The organism is Parasphingorhabdus sp. DH2-15, assembly GCF_051668705.1.
Taxonomy (GTDB): Bacteria; Pseudomonadota; Alphaproteobacteria; order Sphingomonadales; family Sphingomonadaceae; genus Alterisphingorhabdus.
Genome location: NZ_CP196351.1, coordinates 1021217 through 1038975, shown reverse-complemented (window position 1 = coordinate 1038975; position 17759 = coordinate 1021217). Strand labels below are relative to the sequence as shown.

The 17759-nt window shown below is 51.1% G+C and carries 7 protein-coding genes; 3 read left to right on the top strand and 4 right to left on the bottom strand.

What is annotated here, in order from left to right; genetic code table 11:
* Nucleotides 1–142 precede the first annotated feature (142 nt).
* Genes ACR9YC_RS04805 through ACR9YC_RS04795 form a run of 3 tightly spaced genes read left to right on the top strand, consistent with a single transcriptional unit; the run spans nucleotide 143 to nucleotide 12122 of the window.
* Nucleotides 143–1816, top strand: coding sequence for a ShlB/FhaC/HecB family hemolysin secretion/activation protein (locus ACR9YC_RS04805; protein WP_438730593.1), 1674 nt, complete (start codon nucleotides 143–145; stop codon nucleotides 1814–1816).
* A complete protein-coding gene (locus ACR9YC_RS04800; RefSeq protein WP_438730591.1) occupies nucleotides 1816–9042 on the top strand; it encodes a hypothetical protein in 7227 nt (2408 codons plus the stop codon). The genes ACR9YC_RS04805 and ACR9YC_RS04800 overlap by 1 nt, the downstream gene beginning before the upstream one ends.
* Nucleotides 9039–12122, top strand: coding sequence for a CHAT domain-containing protein (locus ACR9YC_RS04795; protein ID WP_438730589.1), 3084 nt, complete (start codon nucleotides 9039–9041; stop codon nucleotides 12120–12122). Before ACR9YC_RS04800 ends, ACR9YC_RS04795 begins: the two co-directional genes overlap by 4 nt.
* Before the next feature lie 354 nt (nucleotides 12123–12476).
* Here the strand turns inward: ACR9YC_RS04795 and ACR9YC_RS04790 are convergent, their stop codons facing one another.
* The 4 genes from ACR9YC_RS04790 to ACR9YC_RS04775 all read right to left on the bottom strand — a co-directional run bounded on the left by ACR9YC_RS04790 (nucleotide 12477) and on the right by ACR9YC_RS04775 (nucleotide 17726).
* Nucleotides 12477–13928 (bottom strand): serine hydrolase domain-containing protein, encoded by a 1452-nt coding sequence (locus ACR9YC_RS04790; RefSeq protein ID WP_438730587.1) that lies wholly within the window; start codon nucleotides 13926–13928, stop codon nucleotides 12477–12479.
* Between the two features lie 190 nt (nucleotides 13929–14118).
* Nucleotides 14119–15153 carry a helix-turn-helix transcriptional regulator gene (locus ACR9YC_RS04785; protein WP_438730585.1) on the bottom strand — a complete coding sequence of 345 codons (1035 nt, stop codon included), beginning with the start codon at nucleotides 15151–15153 and terminating at the stop codon, nucleotides 14119–14121.
* A 585-nt stretch (nucleotides 15154–15738) separates the two neighbouring features.
* Nucleotides 15739–16614 carry an ROK family protein gene (locus ACR9YC_RS04780; protein WP_438730583.1) on the bottom strand — a complete coding sequence of 292 codons (876 nt, stop codon included), beginning with the start codon at nucleotides 16612–16614 and terminating at the stop codon, nucleotides 15739–15741.
* On the bottom strand, nucleotides 16611–17726 hold the full coding sequence (locus tag ACR9YC_RS04775) for a glycoside hydrolase family 68 protein (protein ID WP_438730581.1): 1116 nt from the start codon (nucleotides 17724–17726) through the stop codon (nucleotides 16611–16613). Before ACR9YC_RS04775 ends, ACR9YC_RS04780 begins: the two co-directional genes overlap by 4 nt.
* Between the last annotated feature and the right edge of the window lie 33 nt (nucleotides 17727–17759).

Here is a 17759-nt window from a genome sequence, read left to right as displayed (position 1 = left end):
CCATTATCCAATGATCGTATTTTCGGGTCGCACGAATAATAATTGCGTTGGATAATTGGGGGAATTCGTGCGTCAGATTATACTCGCTCGCCGTCTATTGGCGGCAATGCTTTTTTCATGGCTTTTGACCAGCGGCTCATCGTTGAGCGCACAAATAAGCCCACCGACACGCGAAGAGCTTCGTCCGACAGCGCCAGAGGTACAACAAGCACCATCACGTCTCTCTGTAGAAGGTGATATAGAACGCTCCCCCTGCCCGCTGGCCGATCCATCATATGCGAATATTATGGTTGATGTTAACAGCGTGTTTTTCAACAATCTTAAAGGCGCGACCGCACAAGAAATGGAGGCAGCCTATGCCCCCTATCTTGGCACCAAACAGCCAATTGCGATTATATGTGAAATCCGCGATGCAGCGGCCACCATATTGCGCGACAAAGGCTATCTTGCCGCAGTGCAGGTGCCCGTGCAAACTATTGAAAATGGCGCTATCAAATTTGAAGTGCTCTATGCACGCATCACAGCTGTTCGAATACGCGGTGAAGCAGGCCGCAGCGAAAAGACCATTGCCGGTTTTCTGAGCAAACTTTCCGAAGATGAGATTTTTGATCGAAACAGAGCAGAGCGCTATCTTTTGTTGGCCCGCGACTTGCCGGGATATGATGTCCGCCTGACGCTGCGTCCTGCCGGAACAGGCGTGGGTGAACTGATTGGCGATGTTACTGTTTTACAGCGCCCTTTTGAGGTTGATTTGAATGTACAGAATTTGGCTGCTGAAGATACCGGCAGTTTTGGCGGACAATTGCGTGCGCAATTTTTTGGGCTGACTGGCCTGGGCGACCGCACAACAATATCATTCTATTCCACTGCCGATTTTCAAGAACAACAAATTCTGCAGGTCGGGCATAGCTTCTTCTTAGGCAGCGAAGGTCTAAGACTATCGGGCAATTTCACTTATGCTTGGACAGAACCCAATTTGGGTGCACTCAGTGGTGGCCCTGAACTTACGGCCCGCACATTATTAGCATCTGGTGAGGCTAGTTATCCACTGCGTCGCAGTCAGGGAAGCAATATAACGCTTGCTGGCGGGTTCGACTTTGTTGATCAGGAAGTGGATTTTATTGTTCCGCTAAGCCGTGACGAATTGCGTGTTGCATGGCTGCGCATCAGCGGCAACGCAATAGACCTTAAAACTCCGCGCAACCCAAAATGGCGCGCAGGCGGCAGCTTGGAAATACGTCGCGGTCTTGATATCTTTGGCGCCAGCCCCGGATGCAATCCCTTCTGTCCGATAGGCATGACTGCGCCCAGCCGTTTGGACGGCGATCCAACAGCAACTGTCATCCGCACATCGGGGTCATTTGAATATGCCCCAACAACAGACCTCTCCTTGTTTCTTCAACCACGCGCACAGCTGGCTTTTGATCCTCTGTTCAGTTTCGAAGAATTTTCCGGCGGTAATTTTACTATCGGACGCGGCTATGAGCCAGGCGTCATCATTGGTGATGATGGCGCTGGTTTCCAATTTGAGGTGCGCGGCCCACGTATCAGCCCATCGCAAATCAAAAACTATACGTTCCAGCCATTCGGATTTTTTGATGCTGCATGGGTCTGGAATGATGACCGGCCATCAAACTTTGATCCTCAAAGGCTGTTCTCTGTCGGCGGTGGTATCCGCTCCACATTATCAGATCGCGCGCGACTGGATATGACGCTGGCCGTACCCCTGCGCCGCGCCGGATTTCAAACAGAGCGCGGCGATGTCCGCTTTCTCATTTCATTGACCACAAGATTGCTACCCTGGGGAGCACGCTAATGACCATGACAGCCTCTAAATTGATGCACGCCTTGCGCAACCGGCCCGTCCTTACATCTAGCACTGCTCTGGCTCTTGGCCTGATGTTCGGGCCAACCCATGCCGCTATGGCGCAATCTGCTTATGACGGCACAGGCACGATCGTCTTTGGTACTGGCGACATTCAACAAGATACTGACTTTGATACAGTCACTGTCGATAGCGAGCAGCTTGTTATCGATTGGTTCCCCAATGATACTGCCATTAATGGCGCCGATATTGACTTTTTGCCCGACGGCGCAACCGCTCTGTATCAGGGCGGTATAGGTATCGCCAATTTCACGGTGCTGAACCGTATCAACGCTAATGACTCGACACGCCCGATAATCCTTAATGGCAATATTATTAGCGAGCTACAACTTGGTTCGAGTACGTTTGCCCCTGGCGGTGCCGTATGGTTTTACGCGCCGGGCGGGGTGGTTATTGGTGGCACAGCAACTATTGATGTCGGTGGTCTCTTCCTGACTACCGCAGAGCCGGTTGTCGATGGCGCGGGTAACTTCATTGATGGTGGTGGCACGACAGTCTTCCAGCAAGCAACAATACCAACTGCTGAAGCAAGTATTGATGCAGGGGCGGTAGTCAATCTCTCGCCTGAAAACAGCTATATCGGCTTATTTGCGCCCAATGTGACGCAATCAGGCGACGTCACTGTTAACGGCTCAGCCGCGTATATCGCTGCAGAAGCGGGTTCTATCACCTTCAACCAAGGTCTATTTGATATTGAAGTAACCGTCGGCACGGACGGCGATGCAAATAATATAGCATTGCAGCACAATGGATCGACCACAGGTCCTGCCAGCAGTGGCACAGGAGATTTCCATCGGATCTATATGGTAGCGATTCCCAAGAATAACGCTATCACCATGACCATTGAAAATAGCGGCAATTTGGGTTTTGACATTGCCGGTGCCGCCGATGTTGTGGGCAATTCTATTATATTGTCGACTGGGTATAATGTCTCTGGCGATACATTCTCAGCCAATCCAGTCAGTACGCAAGATGCATTTTTAAGCATCAGTGGCGTGGACATCACATCCAATCTTAATGCGCGGTCCAGCAGCGGCATAGCTGTGGCAACATTTGCCGGTTCGGTTAACGCCGCTAGCGACGTGAATTTGCGTGCCGATGATATTGCCGGCCTCATTTCAAATGTGAATGGCAATATTATTGATGTTGCAGGCAATTTGATCCTTGATGCCTCGGCAGGGTTACTCACGCAAGACAATGTTACCGCTGGAACAGCTGAGGTTATCGTCCAGAATGGCGGCGCGATTTCGACTGGTGCAGATTTTATCATCACTGCCAGCGCTGTTAGCGAATTTAGGCCGGGTATGCGCGATGAAGGCAGTCGTACAGGCGGACTGGTCAACTTTTTGATCGACAGCTCAACGGTAACAGTAGGCGGTAATTTGGATATTACTGCCAATGGCCTTAGCGATGACATTGCCGACAGCCCATTAGGCTCGGCAGGCATAGGTGGCACTGTTAACGTTACTTTGAGCGGAACATCTTCCAGCCTTTTTGTAGAAGGTGACTTTTTTGCGCAAGCAGATGGCGTTGGAGGCCGCGATACCAATGGCAATCCAAACGGCAATCACGATGGCATAGGCGGCAATGTCAATCTAACCTTGGAAGCCGGTGGTCAGACTTTTGATGTCATGGGGGCCGCTACCTTATCTTCAAACGGCATAGCGGATGACACTACGGGCGGGAATACCGGCGGAAACGGCTTTGCAGGAACCACGCTCGTAACAATTGGTGACGCATCACAATGGTTGGTCGGCGCAGATGTCAGGCTGGAAGCGATAGCTATAGCCGGCGGCCTAGGCGGCAGTGATAATATTGGCACTGTGGGCAATGCCATAGGTGGCATGGCAGAGCTAAACATCACAGGTTCTGGTACATTTGTGGATATTGGCGGCGCACTAACCTTAGACACTTCCGCAACGGGCGGCGACACAGAAATATTATCCCCCGGCACTGATACAGGCAATGGCGGCACGGCCAATGGCGGAACCAGCTTCGTTCGCGTCAGTGGCGGCGGCTTGGATGTTCAGGGCGCAACCGAATTAAATGCATCGGCCTTTGGCGGACGGGGTTCCACATCGGGCTTTGCTATGGGCGGCACCGCAAATCTTTTGGTCGAAAATGCCGCCATTGCCAACCTTGCCGGTAATATTGATTTGGTTGCGACATCCCTGAGCGGCTCTAACCAGACTGGCACAGGAACAATAAGCGATGCACAAGGCGGCACGGCTGGCATTCTGGCGCTCAGTGACGGCCTTGCAAATATTATTGGCAATGTGACAATCAATGTAGAAGGACGCGCAAACCAATTGGGTAGCAATGGTGTGGACGGCGGTGATGGCACTGGCGGCAATGCCAGCATATCGCAAGACACACAGGGTGTGGTCAATATTCAAGGCGATGCGCTGTTGCTTGCCAATGGCTTTGGTGCTCCCAATTTTGGTGGCGGCGATAATATCAGCGGCTCCGGCACTGGCGGCGATGCGCGGATCGTGGTCAATAGCGCTGGAAATTCACCGGGTGATATTTCCCTGTTTATTGGCGGCAATGCAACCATAGAGGCAAATGGTACTGGCGGTGATCTGGTCAATGGCGGCGTGCGCGCGGGTGACGGCAATGGCGGCCTGGGCAATATTGGTTCGGCTTTGGGACGACTTGTTATTGAAGGGGCGGCATTTATTGATACCAGCGGCCTGGGCGGAGCGGCCAATGCTGATGGTTCAGGCGGAAATGGCGCTGGCGGTCAATCGCTTGTGGGCACTGTGACCAGCGGCGCCATCATCGAATTGCGGTCAGGCGTCACCTTGAATTCTTTAGGTAATGGCGGCCAAGGTCTTGGCGCGGGCAATATTGGTGGTGAGGGTATTGGCGGCACTGCGCAGATATTTGCCGATCCTGGCGGCACGGTAACCATTACCAACAACGCTGTTTTGAGTGGCACTGCCACAGGCGGAGAGGGTGACAATGGTGCAGATGGCGGCAATGCTTCTGCAACCGACAATAGGATTAGCGTCGCAGGCGATGGTGCTGTCACCATCACTGGCAATTTGGACATATTTACCAATGCCCTTGGTGGCTCATCTGGCGGCGGAAATAGCGGCAATGCCAATGGCGGAGATGCCGTTTTGAATACGGCCTCTGGAACATCAGCCATCAATATAGGTGGCGCTGTTAATCTGATCACATCTGCCCAGACACAAGATGCCGACGGCAATGCAGGCGCGGCGCAGGCTGGAGCGGCCACCATTCAAGCAAATAATGGTGGTATGATTGATATTGGTACCACTTTGTTAGTGAATGCGAATGCCACCGCTGGCAGGTCGATAATATCTGGTAATGGCGGTGATGCGACAGCGGGCGCGTTGCAAGTTTTCGCATTTGGCGCAGACCCTGCCACCATAAATATTGGCAGCATCTTTGCTGATTTATCAGCCACTGCTGGCGATGGAGCAGATGGAGGCACTATTAATGTTGATGCTGGCAATGGCGGCGCAGCACGGTCAGGCAATGTGTCGATATCTTTTGCAACGGCTGATACATTAAGCACGATAAATGTCGGTAGTATCGATATTAATAGCAGAGCGTTTGGCGGCAATGGTGGCAATGGCGGTAGCGGTGTTGGCAGCGGCACAGGTGATGGCGGCAATGGCGGTGATGGTGGCAGCGCTACTTTTGGCTCTATTACGATCCTTGGCAATGCAGCACGCGGTGAACTGAACACTGGTAATATTACTATCAATGCTGAAAATCTGGGCGGATCGGGCGGTAATGGTGGCGATAGTTCCACCTCTCTTGCCGGATTGGGTGGTCATGGCGGCGATGTGTTGGCAGGTGGTACAATCCAGATTGGTAACGCAAGCGGCACTGTCACTGCGCAGACTTTGGGTTCGGCCAATTTTGGTGAAATATTTGTCGAGTCAAACTCCACAGGTGGCCTAGGCGGCAATGGTGGGACCGCCATTCTCAGTGGCACAAGCAATAATGGCGGCGATGGCGGCGATGCGATTGGTACATCTGCGACATTATTGGTGAGAGGTACACAGGTCACTGCTTTGGACATAACTTTCATCGCCAATAGTTTTGGCGGCAATGGCGGTACGGGCCTATTATCTGGCAATGGTGGGTCGGGCACAGGCGGCACATTATCCTTACTGGCAACCAACAGATTAATGACAGCGGACCGCGGCAATCTGATAGCAGGCAATGTCAGCTTTATGAATGACACTATGGGCGGCACGGGCAATATTGCTGGCATAGGCAATGCAGGTGCCACAATCATCGATGTCATACAGAGCGATGTAACTTTAGATCAATTTATTGCGCAAACAAATGGCACAGTTGGCGGCACAGCTATTGGTACAAGCCTATTATCTGCCGCAGATTCCAACATCACTTTCAATAATGATGCCAATATATTTGTCGATGCTCCTTTGGCTATCGTAACCGATAGCGGCATCATAACTGTTAATGGCAATCTGCTTATTGATGCCGCCAATTTTGTATCCAATGTCACGGGAACTGATCCGGTGGCACCTGGTACATTGTCGGTCATTGGCAACGCTTCATTTGTATCTGGCCAAGATATTATTTTGTCCACCAATCTGGTTACACAAAATACACTCTTGCTGAACGCTACAGGCGACATCCTCTTACAGGATACTACCAGCAACGACGCGATCAATCTTTTGGCAACGGACGGCAATATAGATACTGGCGCGCTTGATGGAATGAATGGCGTAACTATCGCCACTCAGGGCAGCGGGTCCATAACCACCGGCGCCATTACTGCACTTAATGGTATTGTTGATCTCAACTCCGCTTTGGGGGCGATCAGCACAGGCAATATCAGTTCTGGCTTTGATATCATGATCAATACCGCGAATGGTGATATTGCGGTTGGCAATCTGTCATCAACCGGCAATGCGATTATCAGCGCCGTAAATGGTTCGATCAATACCGGTTCCATCACTGGGGCCAGCATGATTATGGCAACCGCCGATAATGACATAAGTCTTGGTGATTTGGACGCCACTACGTCTATCAGCATCAACTCCTTAAATGCTGGTGTCGTCCTGCAGGACATTCAAGCGGGCGACACAATTGATGTTCTGGCTGCATCCGATGTTGCAACTGGCCTTATCAATGCAGGTGGCACATCAACCGTGTTTACATCGACCAATGGCAATATTGATATTGAAAGAGTTATCGGCGGATCGATTGCCATTGACGCTGCGCAAAATGTCAATAGCGGTTTGATCGACATCAGCGGTAATGTAGAGATTGTTGGCGGCGGCGATGTGACGCTTGATGCAGTTGAAGCCAATGGCGGTGTTGCCATTGAAGCGGGCGGATTATTAACTGCCGGACGTATCGGATCCACTGGGCTTATAAACCCCGGTGAAAACTTCGGCCTCGGTCTTACGGCGGGCACAGGAATCATGACTGGTAGCCTCAGTTCTGATGAGCGCATCGGGCTGATGACTATGGCTGGTGATATTAGCACTGGCAATATCACTGCCGGTCGCGATTTGCTCGTCTTGTCAGGCGGCAGCGTTAACTTGGGCAGTATCTCCACCGGCTTAAATCCTGACAATTTTATCTATATTGGCAATGTCAGTCTGGCCAGTCTGGCCGGTCCAAATTTTGACCCAACGCCCATATTTAACGTCAGCCCAACAATGGTGAACGGCTCTATCACCTTTAATGGCACAATCAGTGGTGCTAATTTGCTCGCCGCATCAACGGGCGGTCTCTTGGCCAGCCAAGCAATCACACTTTCTAACATACTTCAGGTTGATACAGGCGGACTGGCAAGTTTCCTTAACGCTGTCATTGCGCCATCAATCATGGTCTTTTCCAGCGATATCAATCTTGGAGCCTCAGCAACCTTGGGTAATCAGGATACAGACACACTCACCCTTGTCAGCACCAATGCGAACGGCACCTTTATTGGCGACGGTGATGCCACAAATGCTGGAACCATGAGCGGCGGTTATATTCTCGACGCAGCCGAAGCGATCAGGCTACAATCATCAGATATCAGCATCAGCGCAGCCAATATTGGCGGGCTTGTGGTGGGTGACCTGCGCTTAACCGCAGGCACTGCGCCGGATAGTAACCTTGTCGGCACAGATGCTATATTCTCTATCGAGAGCATGGATACAGTTCGGGTAGCAGGCACGCTAAATATCACAGGTCTGGAAATAACGAACGAGATTATTTTTGCGGCACCATTGATTGAAATTGCGACAGATTCCGGCAGTCTCGTGCTGGAAGGCAGTTCACCGGGCGGCACGCTTAGCCTCTTCGGTCGTAATATCCATATCGGCAGTACAGCCTTGCTGGATCAACTGGCGTTAGACCCATTCTTTGTCGGTCGTGATGCCCTGCTCGCTCAAGCCACACCCGGCCCCAACCCCGATGGCACCATTCAGGCCGGCAGCATTATTTTTAATGTTGAAGAAACATTGCTTATCCAAAACAGCGGGAGCAATGGCACGATCGGCGGATTTTTTGCTGATACTGGCGGTATTACCATTAACCCGGCTGGCGGAACCGGAATGCTGCTCGATTTGGTGATTCATGGCATGACCGTGAATGCAGATGACACGTTTGTCACTGGTGAAGATGTTCGTGATACTATCTTCACAGCAACACCAGCCGGCTTCACCGGAACATCCAGCGTGAATGGCTGCGCATTGACAGCGGCCAGTTGCGCACCGCCACCCCCGCCAACTCCTCCCGCTGCAGGGCCTGACCCTGATGCTGGTCTACCTGATGGCGGCGCGTCAGACGGCGGTGAGGAAGATGTGATTACAACAAATGTTCGCGATACGCAGCAGGACAATAACAATCAGGACACAGCAGAAACAGAAGAGGGCGTGCAGGATGAAGAGCCGCTGACCGAAGAGGAAGATCAGGCCGAGGAAAGCAGCGCCGAAGAAGAGGAGCAAGCCGAAGAAAAAGCGACATCCAAAAGTCCTATTTCGCGACCTGTCTCCATCATCAACACCCGCGCGCTAACCAATTCAGGCCCAATCAGTGAACCTGTAACCAGCGGCGGCAACCCCAATTTGATGGGTGCACCCGTATCATCATCCAATGTTCAAAACCCGCTGGCAACAGATGCTGATATCGACACAGGAGCATCACAATGAGCCGTAAGAATATAATGCGCTCATTGCGCACTACGGCAATGCTATTGGCGGCATTGCCAATGGCAATGACACCTTATGCACTCTTAGCAAAAGATCTGCCGCTTTCTGTAAAGAACAGCTTTCGCATAGGTTCCTCAGGCGTATTATGTACCGCGCAAAATACTCCCAACCTGCCCGGCTTATCTGGTATTTTTGATCGCGGTTATCGCATCGTTTGCCGCGATGCGGCCAGCAGTGTCGGCACATTATTGGCGGTGCGCGATGTACAGGGTGATATCACAGATATCGTCTTTAAGGGCCGCGAGACACTGGAATGCCGTGACGAAGGCATGAGCCAGATCAATAATATTGGTAATGTAGACCGCCTTTTGTGCGCCGACGATGCCAATGGCGTTGAATATCGTATTTACGCATTGACCAAAGGCGATGTCACCTATCTTGCAGAGGGCTTGGCAGGCTATGATAGCGCATTGCGGCTGGGTCTGGCCGCTCTGGTCACCGATGAACCAGTTAGCGGCACCGTAGAGGTTGCAACGACACAAGTCAGCGATCCGGCGGCCTTTGCACGCATACAGGCCGGTTCACTTGATATAGAGGGCGCACGGGCCGAGGCATATACCCGGAACCACCGCGGAAGCTATGCCGAAGCAGCGGAATTTTTTGGCACCTTATCGACCCGCAACGGTGCTGGTTCGGACCGGACGGCAGAATTCCTCGCCAATGAAGGATTGCAACAGTCTAATCTGGGCAATTTTGCGGCGGCACGATCATTATTTACCCGCGCTGATCGCATCGTTGCGGCCCGTGATGGAACAACGCAAAGACTGATCCGTAATTTTCGCGTTATCGATCTGCTGAACCAGCAAAAGGCCGATGCTGCACTGAAGGCATCTGAAATATCCGTCGCTGCCTTGGGTGAAGGTATAGACCAAAGCGAAATTGCCAATGGGCAAATTACATCACAGCTTGCTGAACAAATTAACCGCGAAAACCGGAATTTGCGCCGTGTGGGGGCGATTGACAGTGGCTTGACCGATATTGAACGCGGCCAGATACTCGATGGTCAAGCATTACAGTTGCGTGGCGTTGCACTGCGTTTGAAAGGCGACCTTAGCAATGCACGCTCGGCCCAATTGCAAGCACTGAACATTCTCAGCAATGTCCGCAATGGTCAAGTTACCTCCACCGCTTGGCTGCGATCAGACATCCAATCAGAATTGGCCATCATTTCCGAAGCCTTGGGCGAGGTTGATGCTGCGCGCAGATATTATAATGGCGCATCACTTATCTTTGCTCAGGAGCATCCGCAATCCCCTGCCCTATTGGCATCACAGGCGCGTATAGCCGCCTTTGAAGGACGTTTTGGCAATGTGGAGCAAGCGCTTGCTCTTTATGCCGACGTTGTTCAGCAAAGCCAGTCTGTGCCGGGTGCCGCGGTTATCATGCGTAATCTCCTTGGCCCCTATTTTGATCTGCTGGTCGCGCAGCCCACAGGCGATCAGGAAACAGCCAAAGCCATGTTTTTGGCATCGCAAGCCTTACAAAGACCAGGCGTTGCGCAAACTCAAGCCGTGCTGGCCCGCGAGCTTTCAGAAGGCAATAGCGAAGCATCAGCGCTGTTCCGTCTATCCGTAACACGAACCCGATCCATTGCCCGCACACGCTCAGAAATCGCGAAACTGGAAGCTGCCAGCGCACTGACAGAGGCTGGACAGCAAAAACTGCTGGAAACACGCGACGCCCTGCGTGCCCTAGAAGCAGATCAGACACGCTTGCAGTCACGTCTTAGCGAGTTTTCACGCTACCGGGTTTTGGCCCAGCAAACGGTTACTCTTGAAGAAATGCAATCCCTGCTGAAACCGGGTGAAGCCTATTACAAAGTCAATATTGTCGGCGAAGATGTTTATAGCATCTTGATCACTCCGCAAAATGTGCAAAGCGCAAAAATCACCGATAGCCGAACACAGATTGAGCGATCAGTGACAGCCTTGCGCGAAACGATTGTGACTTTGGAGGATGGCCGTCCAGTAACCTACCCCTTTGATGTCACCACCGCACGGGCCCTTTATAAAAGCCTCTTCACTCCATTTGAAGGCGCTTTAGCCGATATCGATCATCTGGTTTATGAACCTGACGGTCCCTTGCTGAAACTGCCGCCCTATTTGCTGATTGCGGAGCAAGATGGCGTCGATAATTATATCGAAACATCTTATGATATTGATGCTGATCTCTTTGATTTCACGGGTATAAAATGGTTCGGACGTGGGCGTGATATTTCCATTGCCGTGTCGCCGCGCTCTTTTGTTGATGTGCGCAATATCGCCCCATCACAAGGCAAATATGCCTATTTGGGTCTTGGAGAAAATGAGACGGTCTCTAAACGGCCAGATTATGCTCTGCCCAGAAATGCCAATGCAGATGCTCAGTGCCAATGGGGCATAGGCACATGGCAAGCGCCCATCTCGTCTGCCGAACTCTTTTTGGCGAGCAATATTGTCGGTCAATCACGCTCCAACGTACTTACAAAAGGTCAGTTCTCAGACAGCGCCTTATTACAGCGCGATGACCTTTCCGACTATCGGATCATCCATTTCGCAACCCATGGCTTGGTAACAGCGCCACGCCCCGAATGCACAGCGCGTCCGGCTTTGGTCACCTCTTTTGGCGGCGAAGGTTCTGACGGACTTCTGAACTTTCAGGAAATTTTTGATCTGCGGCTTAATGCCGATGTTGTCATATTGTCAGCCTGCGACACGGCGGGCACAGCCAGCGCTGCAGCATCTTTGGAAGCCGGCATTACAACAGGGGGTGATTATGCACTGGACGGGCTTGTACGCGCCTTTGTGGGCGCTGGCGCACGTTCTGTGGTCGCTAGCCACTGGCCGGTTCCAGATGACTATGACGCAACCCAGCGCTTAATCGGCGGTATATTCAAAGCAGAGCGTAATGTTTCTTTAGGCAGCTCACTCAGAGCAGCACAGGAAGAGCTGATGGACGATCCCCTCACCTCTCACCCTTATTATTGGGCAGCATTCATCATACTTGGCGATGGCGCAAAGCAGCTGCTGCCCGATGGGTAAACAGCGTATAGCCGATTGCAAGGATCATTCACATTGGTCGCATCAATCAGCGGCTTGTAAAGTGACACGTGCCCAATAATGGAAATGGATCACTATCCGCACCAGACGATCCAGCCCGTTCCCAAGATTTTCCAAGCGATTGTTCAGCAAGATCATTAGGGTACACCGGAGACTTCAGGACGCTATAAAGTCGATTGATAACAGATCAAAAAAACTCCATCATCGTGTCTGCATTATGTGCCGATCCTCGCTGCTCATAGCCGAACAGTAAATAAGCCGCCCTTAAAAAGAGCGGCTCACTTGTTGGCGTTTCAAGGCGCATCTGCCCTGAAACTTATATCGCAATCGCGGCGTCTATTTTTTTATATAGACGGTCGACTTACCCAATGACAAAGTCACACCTTGCTGCGAAGTCGCGCATTTAAACAATGCATTTGTGTAAAGGTACAGGAATTCTCCATCACCAATATGCACCAAAGGGTATTCCGAAGTTTCATTTTTAAATTTTAAAACGCCTTCCTCTTCCTTCAGAAAAACAGGCTCATCCGGTGTCTCAGCAAGATTGTAAGTTCCAAGGCAACGCTCACGTAGTTCATCAGTAAACGGCACACGCATAATAGTTCTGGTCAATGGGTCAATATAACCCAAAGTTTCTCCAAATCCGCGATTACTCTCAGTCGCGACGAACAAGCCGTTCGGATGATTGGTAAGGACAATAGAGAGTGCTCTTTCTTTAGGAAATGCGCTAAAACTTACTGTATAGCCGACATTTTTCCCATGATGTTCAAACGCTCTTACGCTCCCATCTTCATTCGATAAAATACCTAACCCTAAGCCATATCCTCGGGCTGCATTAACTTTAACCGCTACCGTCAGCATCTGCTTAGCAACTTCAGGGTGGATACCTGCCTCTGTCTCACCATCGGCTGCTGCCATGATGGCAATTAGAAACTTTCCATAATCCGCGGCTGTTGTCCAAAGTCCTGAAGTCGCTATTTCGGGATAGTTGTGCCAACCACCTTGTACTGGCCCTTTCGTTTCCACGCCCTTTACCGGAGTGATGGATTTGTCCGCCACACCATCAAAAGACTGCACCATATGTGAGCGAGTCATGCCAACCGGTTCCAAAACCAATTCCGAAGCCAATTGGCCAAATGGGACGCCCGATACATCTTCGGCAAAGGCCTGCACAATTTGATAACCGCCGCCGGAATATGAATATTTTCCGACAGGTCGAGAAAAGGTTACCCGTTTCGAATTTGATCTTTCAGATCCCAAAATGACTTCTAGGTTGGTCGGAAGGTCTGTGGAACGCAAATAGCCTTGAAACCCCCCAACATCAGCACCGGATGTATGTGACAAAAGCTGCCTAAGCGTGACAGGTGCCTGATAGCCTTCAAGGCTGGTGAGGTCAAAACTGGTTATATATTGGGATATATCCTCATCTAGGCTGATCCCCTTTTGCATCGCCAATGTAACGACCGTTGCACTGGAAATCGCTTTAGCTAAGGATGCGGCTTGAAAGACACTATTTGGTCCAACGCCATCGCCCTTAAATTCCTGATGGATCATTGTACCGTTCTTAAACACTGCCATTGTGGCAGCGGGTATATTAAATTCATCAGCATATTCACTCATGCTCTTGGCCGTAACAGGCTCTCCAGCAATTGCGATCGACGGTACCGCCTTATATTTGAACTCAGTTTTTGCGTCCTGTGTGCTAGGCTCATTCGTTAAAGTTCCGATGTTAGGACCGGCATAAGCCGCCAAAAGTATAGCCAGCGGAAGAATGTTCAGTGATGTCATGTTATAGATCTTTCCAAGCCAAATAGTGTCAGCTTTGCCACGTTATAAGAACCAATATCGATCAACTTGTCTCTGTATCTTTGAAAGCAACTTCAATCGACTTGGCCTAGCTAGTGAAAGTGACCCAACTGGTCTTGTCGATTTCGCGAAAACTATAACCAATTTCGCAAGTCATTGTTATTAATGATCTTTATGCTTCGCTAAATTGTTGTCGATATACCGATGGCGTAATGTTTTCGCTTTCTCGGAATGCGCGGTTAAACGTTGTGAGTGAGTTAAAACCACAATCAAGCGCAATAGTCAGAATGGGAAGTTGTGCTTTCTCTGGATCACGAAAGGCCGCTTTGACTGCGGCAATTCTATAACTGTTCACATACCCATTAAAGTTCTGATGTCCTAACCTTTGGTTGATCAGTTCGCGCAAGCGGTGCTGTGTCACTGTCATCTTTTTCGCCAATGCCACAATGGTCAGATCAGCTGCTTTAAAGACCTCGTCAGATTGCATAATGTCTTCAAGCTGTGCCAACAGCTTTTGGTCAACAGGGTCCTGCACGGCTTTGACAGAGGCTTGATCTCCAAAAGCCAAAGCATCTCGCTTCGCACCGAAAAGCCAATAGCAGGTCCAGACGATCCCAGGCCATACCGATATAATCCATAATGTCCCGTAATCGACCTTATATGGAAGAAACATATCCGTGCTGATAAATGTTGTGACGGTGGCAACAAAACAAATCACGATCACAAAATAGATTCTGGCACGCCGTCTTTTCTCAAGCAGGTCGTCACCGCGCCCATATAAAGTTGCAAAAATCAAATGTCCTACAAGCGCAATGGAAAATATCTCTGCTACAAACAGAAAGGGTTCAGGCTCCAAGTCAATAATCTCAAATTGATAAAGCCGGATGATAGAAATGGGCAGGCTGTACAATGCAACTGCCACGATATGAAACCATCGCAATGTGAATTTCTGCGCAAATAATGTTAAAGAAAAGAGCCAGACCAAGGCAAGATTGGGTATATCAATAATCCGAACAAAAATATGCACTGGTTCTGGCAGTCGAAACTCTGGAATAGTCAGGCCTAGATATGTTGCCAAAACAGTGAAGCTGGCCAAAAAAAGATAAGGTGCACCATGCCATTTCCTAAGATCTCGGATCGTCAGAACCGCCAGCAAAACAAGCAATCCAACGCCGGTAAATCTTATAAAAGCATCCAGAAGAATCATTGTTCCTATCTAAACTTGATCCGACAGGGCTTCAATAACGCTGGACTTTGATAATTTAAGGCCCAAAACTTTGAACTCTTAGGGAATGCTGTAGGAAGCACTTTAGCTTCCGCCTTTTTGGACGGTTAAACAAATGACTGAAAAGCTTCCATTTTATGATTACTAGCCCCATTTCGGGACTTCACTTTGTAAACAAGTGAGCGGGAGTAAGAATGTACCTTACATGGCCCCATTAAATGACAGTTGCGCACGCAACATAGCAGGACATTAACTACCCAAACATGCTCATTTTTACCAGACTTGAGGGGTTTTCAAGACATTCTCGTACTTTGGCGAACAGTCAAATGGTGCCAGAAGAGACATCACACTAACGGCATAACATGTTGAATTTATTCGCCGAATTTCGGTGTCCTTCTAGAAAGGCCCACAATAGAGCCTGTAGCATCGTCTATCAATCTGATTTTACTGCATTTATCTCGCACATCGTATGGACGAACTGCGTTGCTAGATTGATCAAGCAAATAGCTGCAATGCGCCCCAGTTTCAGGCATTAGATGCGCGACAAGGAAACCTTAAAAGCGGACATCAAACCAAGGGCGCAAGCATTAGCGCTCCTGCGAGCCCAGCATTTTGATCTAGGTCTGGCGAGACGGTCTTGTGCTTTGACCCGCCTGGAAAATATCGTGCGCCGAGTTCCGATGCCTTCCGGTCCACACGCTCAAGCAAGCCACCCGTCTTCATGACGCCACCGCCGAAAACGATAATCTCGACTGCCGTCATAGCGATCAGGGAGTGCGCTAGCTGAGCCAGATAACTGGCGATGATTTCATGCGCGATGTGATCCGTGGGTAACTCGGAAAGCGACGCTCCCCAACGCGCTTTGATAGCCGGACCGCTCGCCAACCCTTCGAGGCAGTCGCCATGGTGAGGGCATATTCCTTTGAATGCGCGATCATCGCCATGGCGGCGCGGGAAGATGTGACCCATCTCTGGATGCGCAGCTCCATGGACAGCCTGTCCGTCAAACACGAGACCTCCACCAATGCCGGTCCCGACGGTGATGTAGGCAAGCGATGATGCTCCCTTTCCGGCGCCGTGCTGATATTCAGCGAGCGTGGCTCCGTTCACGTCTGTATCGAAGCCGACTGGCACTCCAAAGCGCTCAGCGAAGTAACCGGCCAAATTGCAATTTGCCCAGCCTGGCTTGGGTGTGTTGGTTATGTGACCCCAGCGCGGTGATGCACGATCAAGATTGACAGGACCAAAGCTCGCAATTCCAAGTGCGCTGATCAGTCCCTTCCCCTCAAACCAATCGCCTGCCTGAGCCAGTGTCGTCGCAGGATCGCGCGTAGGAATTTCATACCGTTCGATGATCTCGGTCGGTGAGTGTCCCACCGCAAGCACGAACTTGGTTCCGCCAGCCTCAATACCGCCCAATAGCGGTTTACCCGTCGAACTCATGCCTCCACCGATTCCGCAAGTTCGCAGCAATCACCATCTATGGTCAGTTTCAAGAGTGGAGCAGGTACGCCGCCAAACAGTTTGTTGGCTTCGACGGGATCGGTAGGAACCGGTTCGCCCTTCAAGCCGCGAAAATCGACGAAGCTGGAAACGAGAAGCTCGCGCGTCACAAACCAGCTGTAGCTTTGGAGAGGCTCCTCATCAGGGTTGGCGAGTACCAGACCCGATCCATTGAGTGGACGATAATCGCCCATCAGACTGTCGGAAACCATGCCGTACAGTCCGTTGGGCGCATGGCTCAGGCCGGGTGCGAATGTCGAGCGCTGGGTCGCCCAAAGCGCGTAGTAGCAACCTTGGTGAAAGACGACGTGCGCGCGTTCTAGTTCATTGTTGACGCCATCAGCGTGGATTAGGGGTGGCAACAGCTCCCATCCGTCGTCGGTCTGCCGGGCAATCCCGACAGCGCCGTTGTAGTCGCTTTCGGTACCGGAAAGAGACGCGGTGAAGATCAAATATTCCTGCCCGTCGGCAGGATCGCGGAAATAGGCCGGATCACGGAACGCCTTGATCTTGCCTGCCTCCCCTTCATGCGCGTCTGCGAGCATGTATTCAGGCGCTAATTCGCTGATTGATGCGCGGGGCTCAATCCACGCGTCCGGCAGGCCATTTGGCCCGATAATCGCATGCGACTCCACGAGGCGCTGTTGATAGCCTCCAGGACGCTGATTTGTTCCGGCAGCAGTGAAGTACAGGCTAACGCCTTCGCCATCGGTGACAGCAGAACCCGCCCATTCGCGCTCATAGTCGACGGTGAATTCAGGGAGAACGTCACCGAGATCGAACCAGTTTCCTGACCTGCGCTCGATAAGACGAATTTTCGCCTCAAAGTGGCGTAAGCTTGGATCACCGCGATCGGGTGCGGACAAGGCCATCCATAGTTCGCGCCCTTGGATTGACGCGACGCGGCCGTCCTGGTCCTGTATCGGCCACATATCCCAATAGACCCGCCTAGCATCGAGGGTGCCAGGACAATTATCTTTGATTATTGGAATGCGCGGAATGCGTGAGGATTTGATCTTGCGCACACAGTCAGCGGTCCAGGCGGTCGTCATGCCAACACCTTAAACAATCGGTTAGAAAAGATA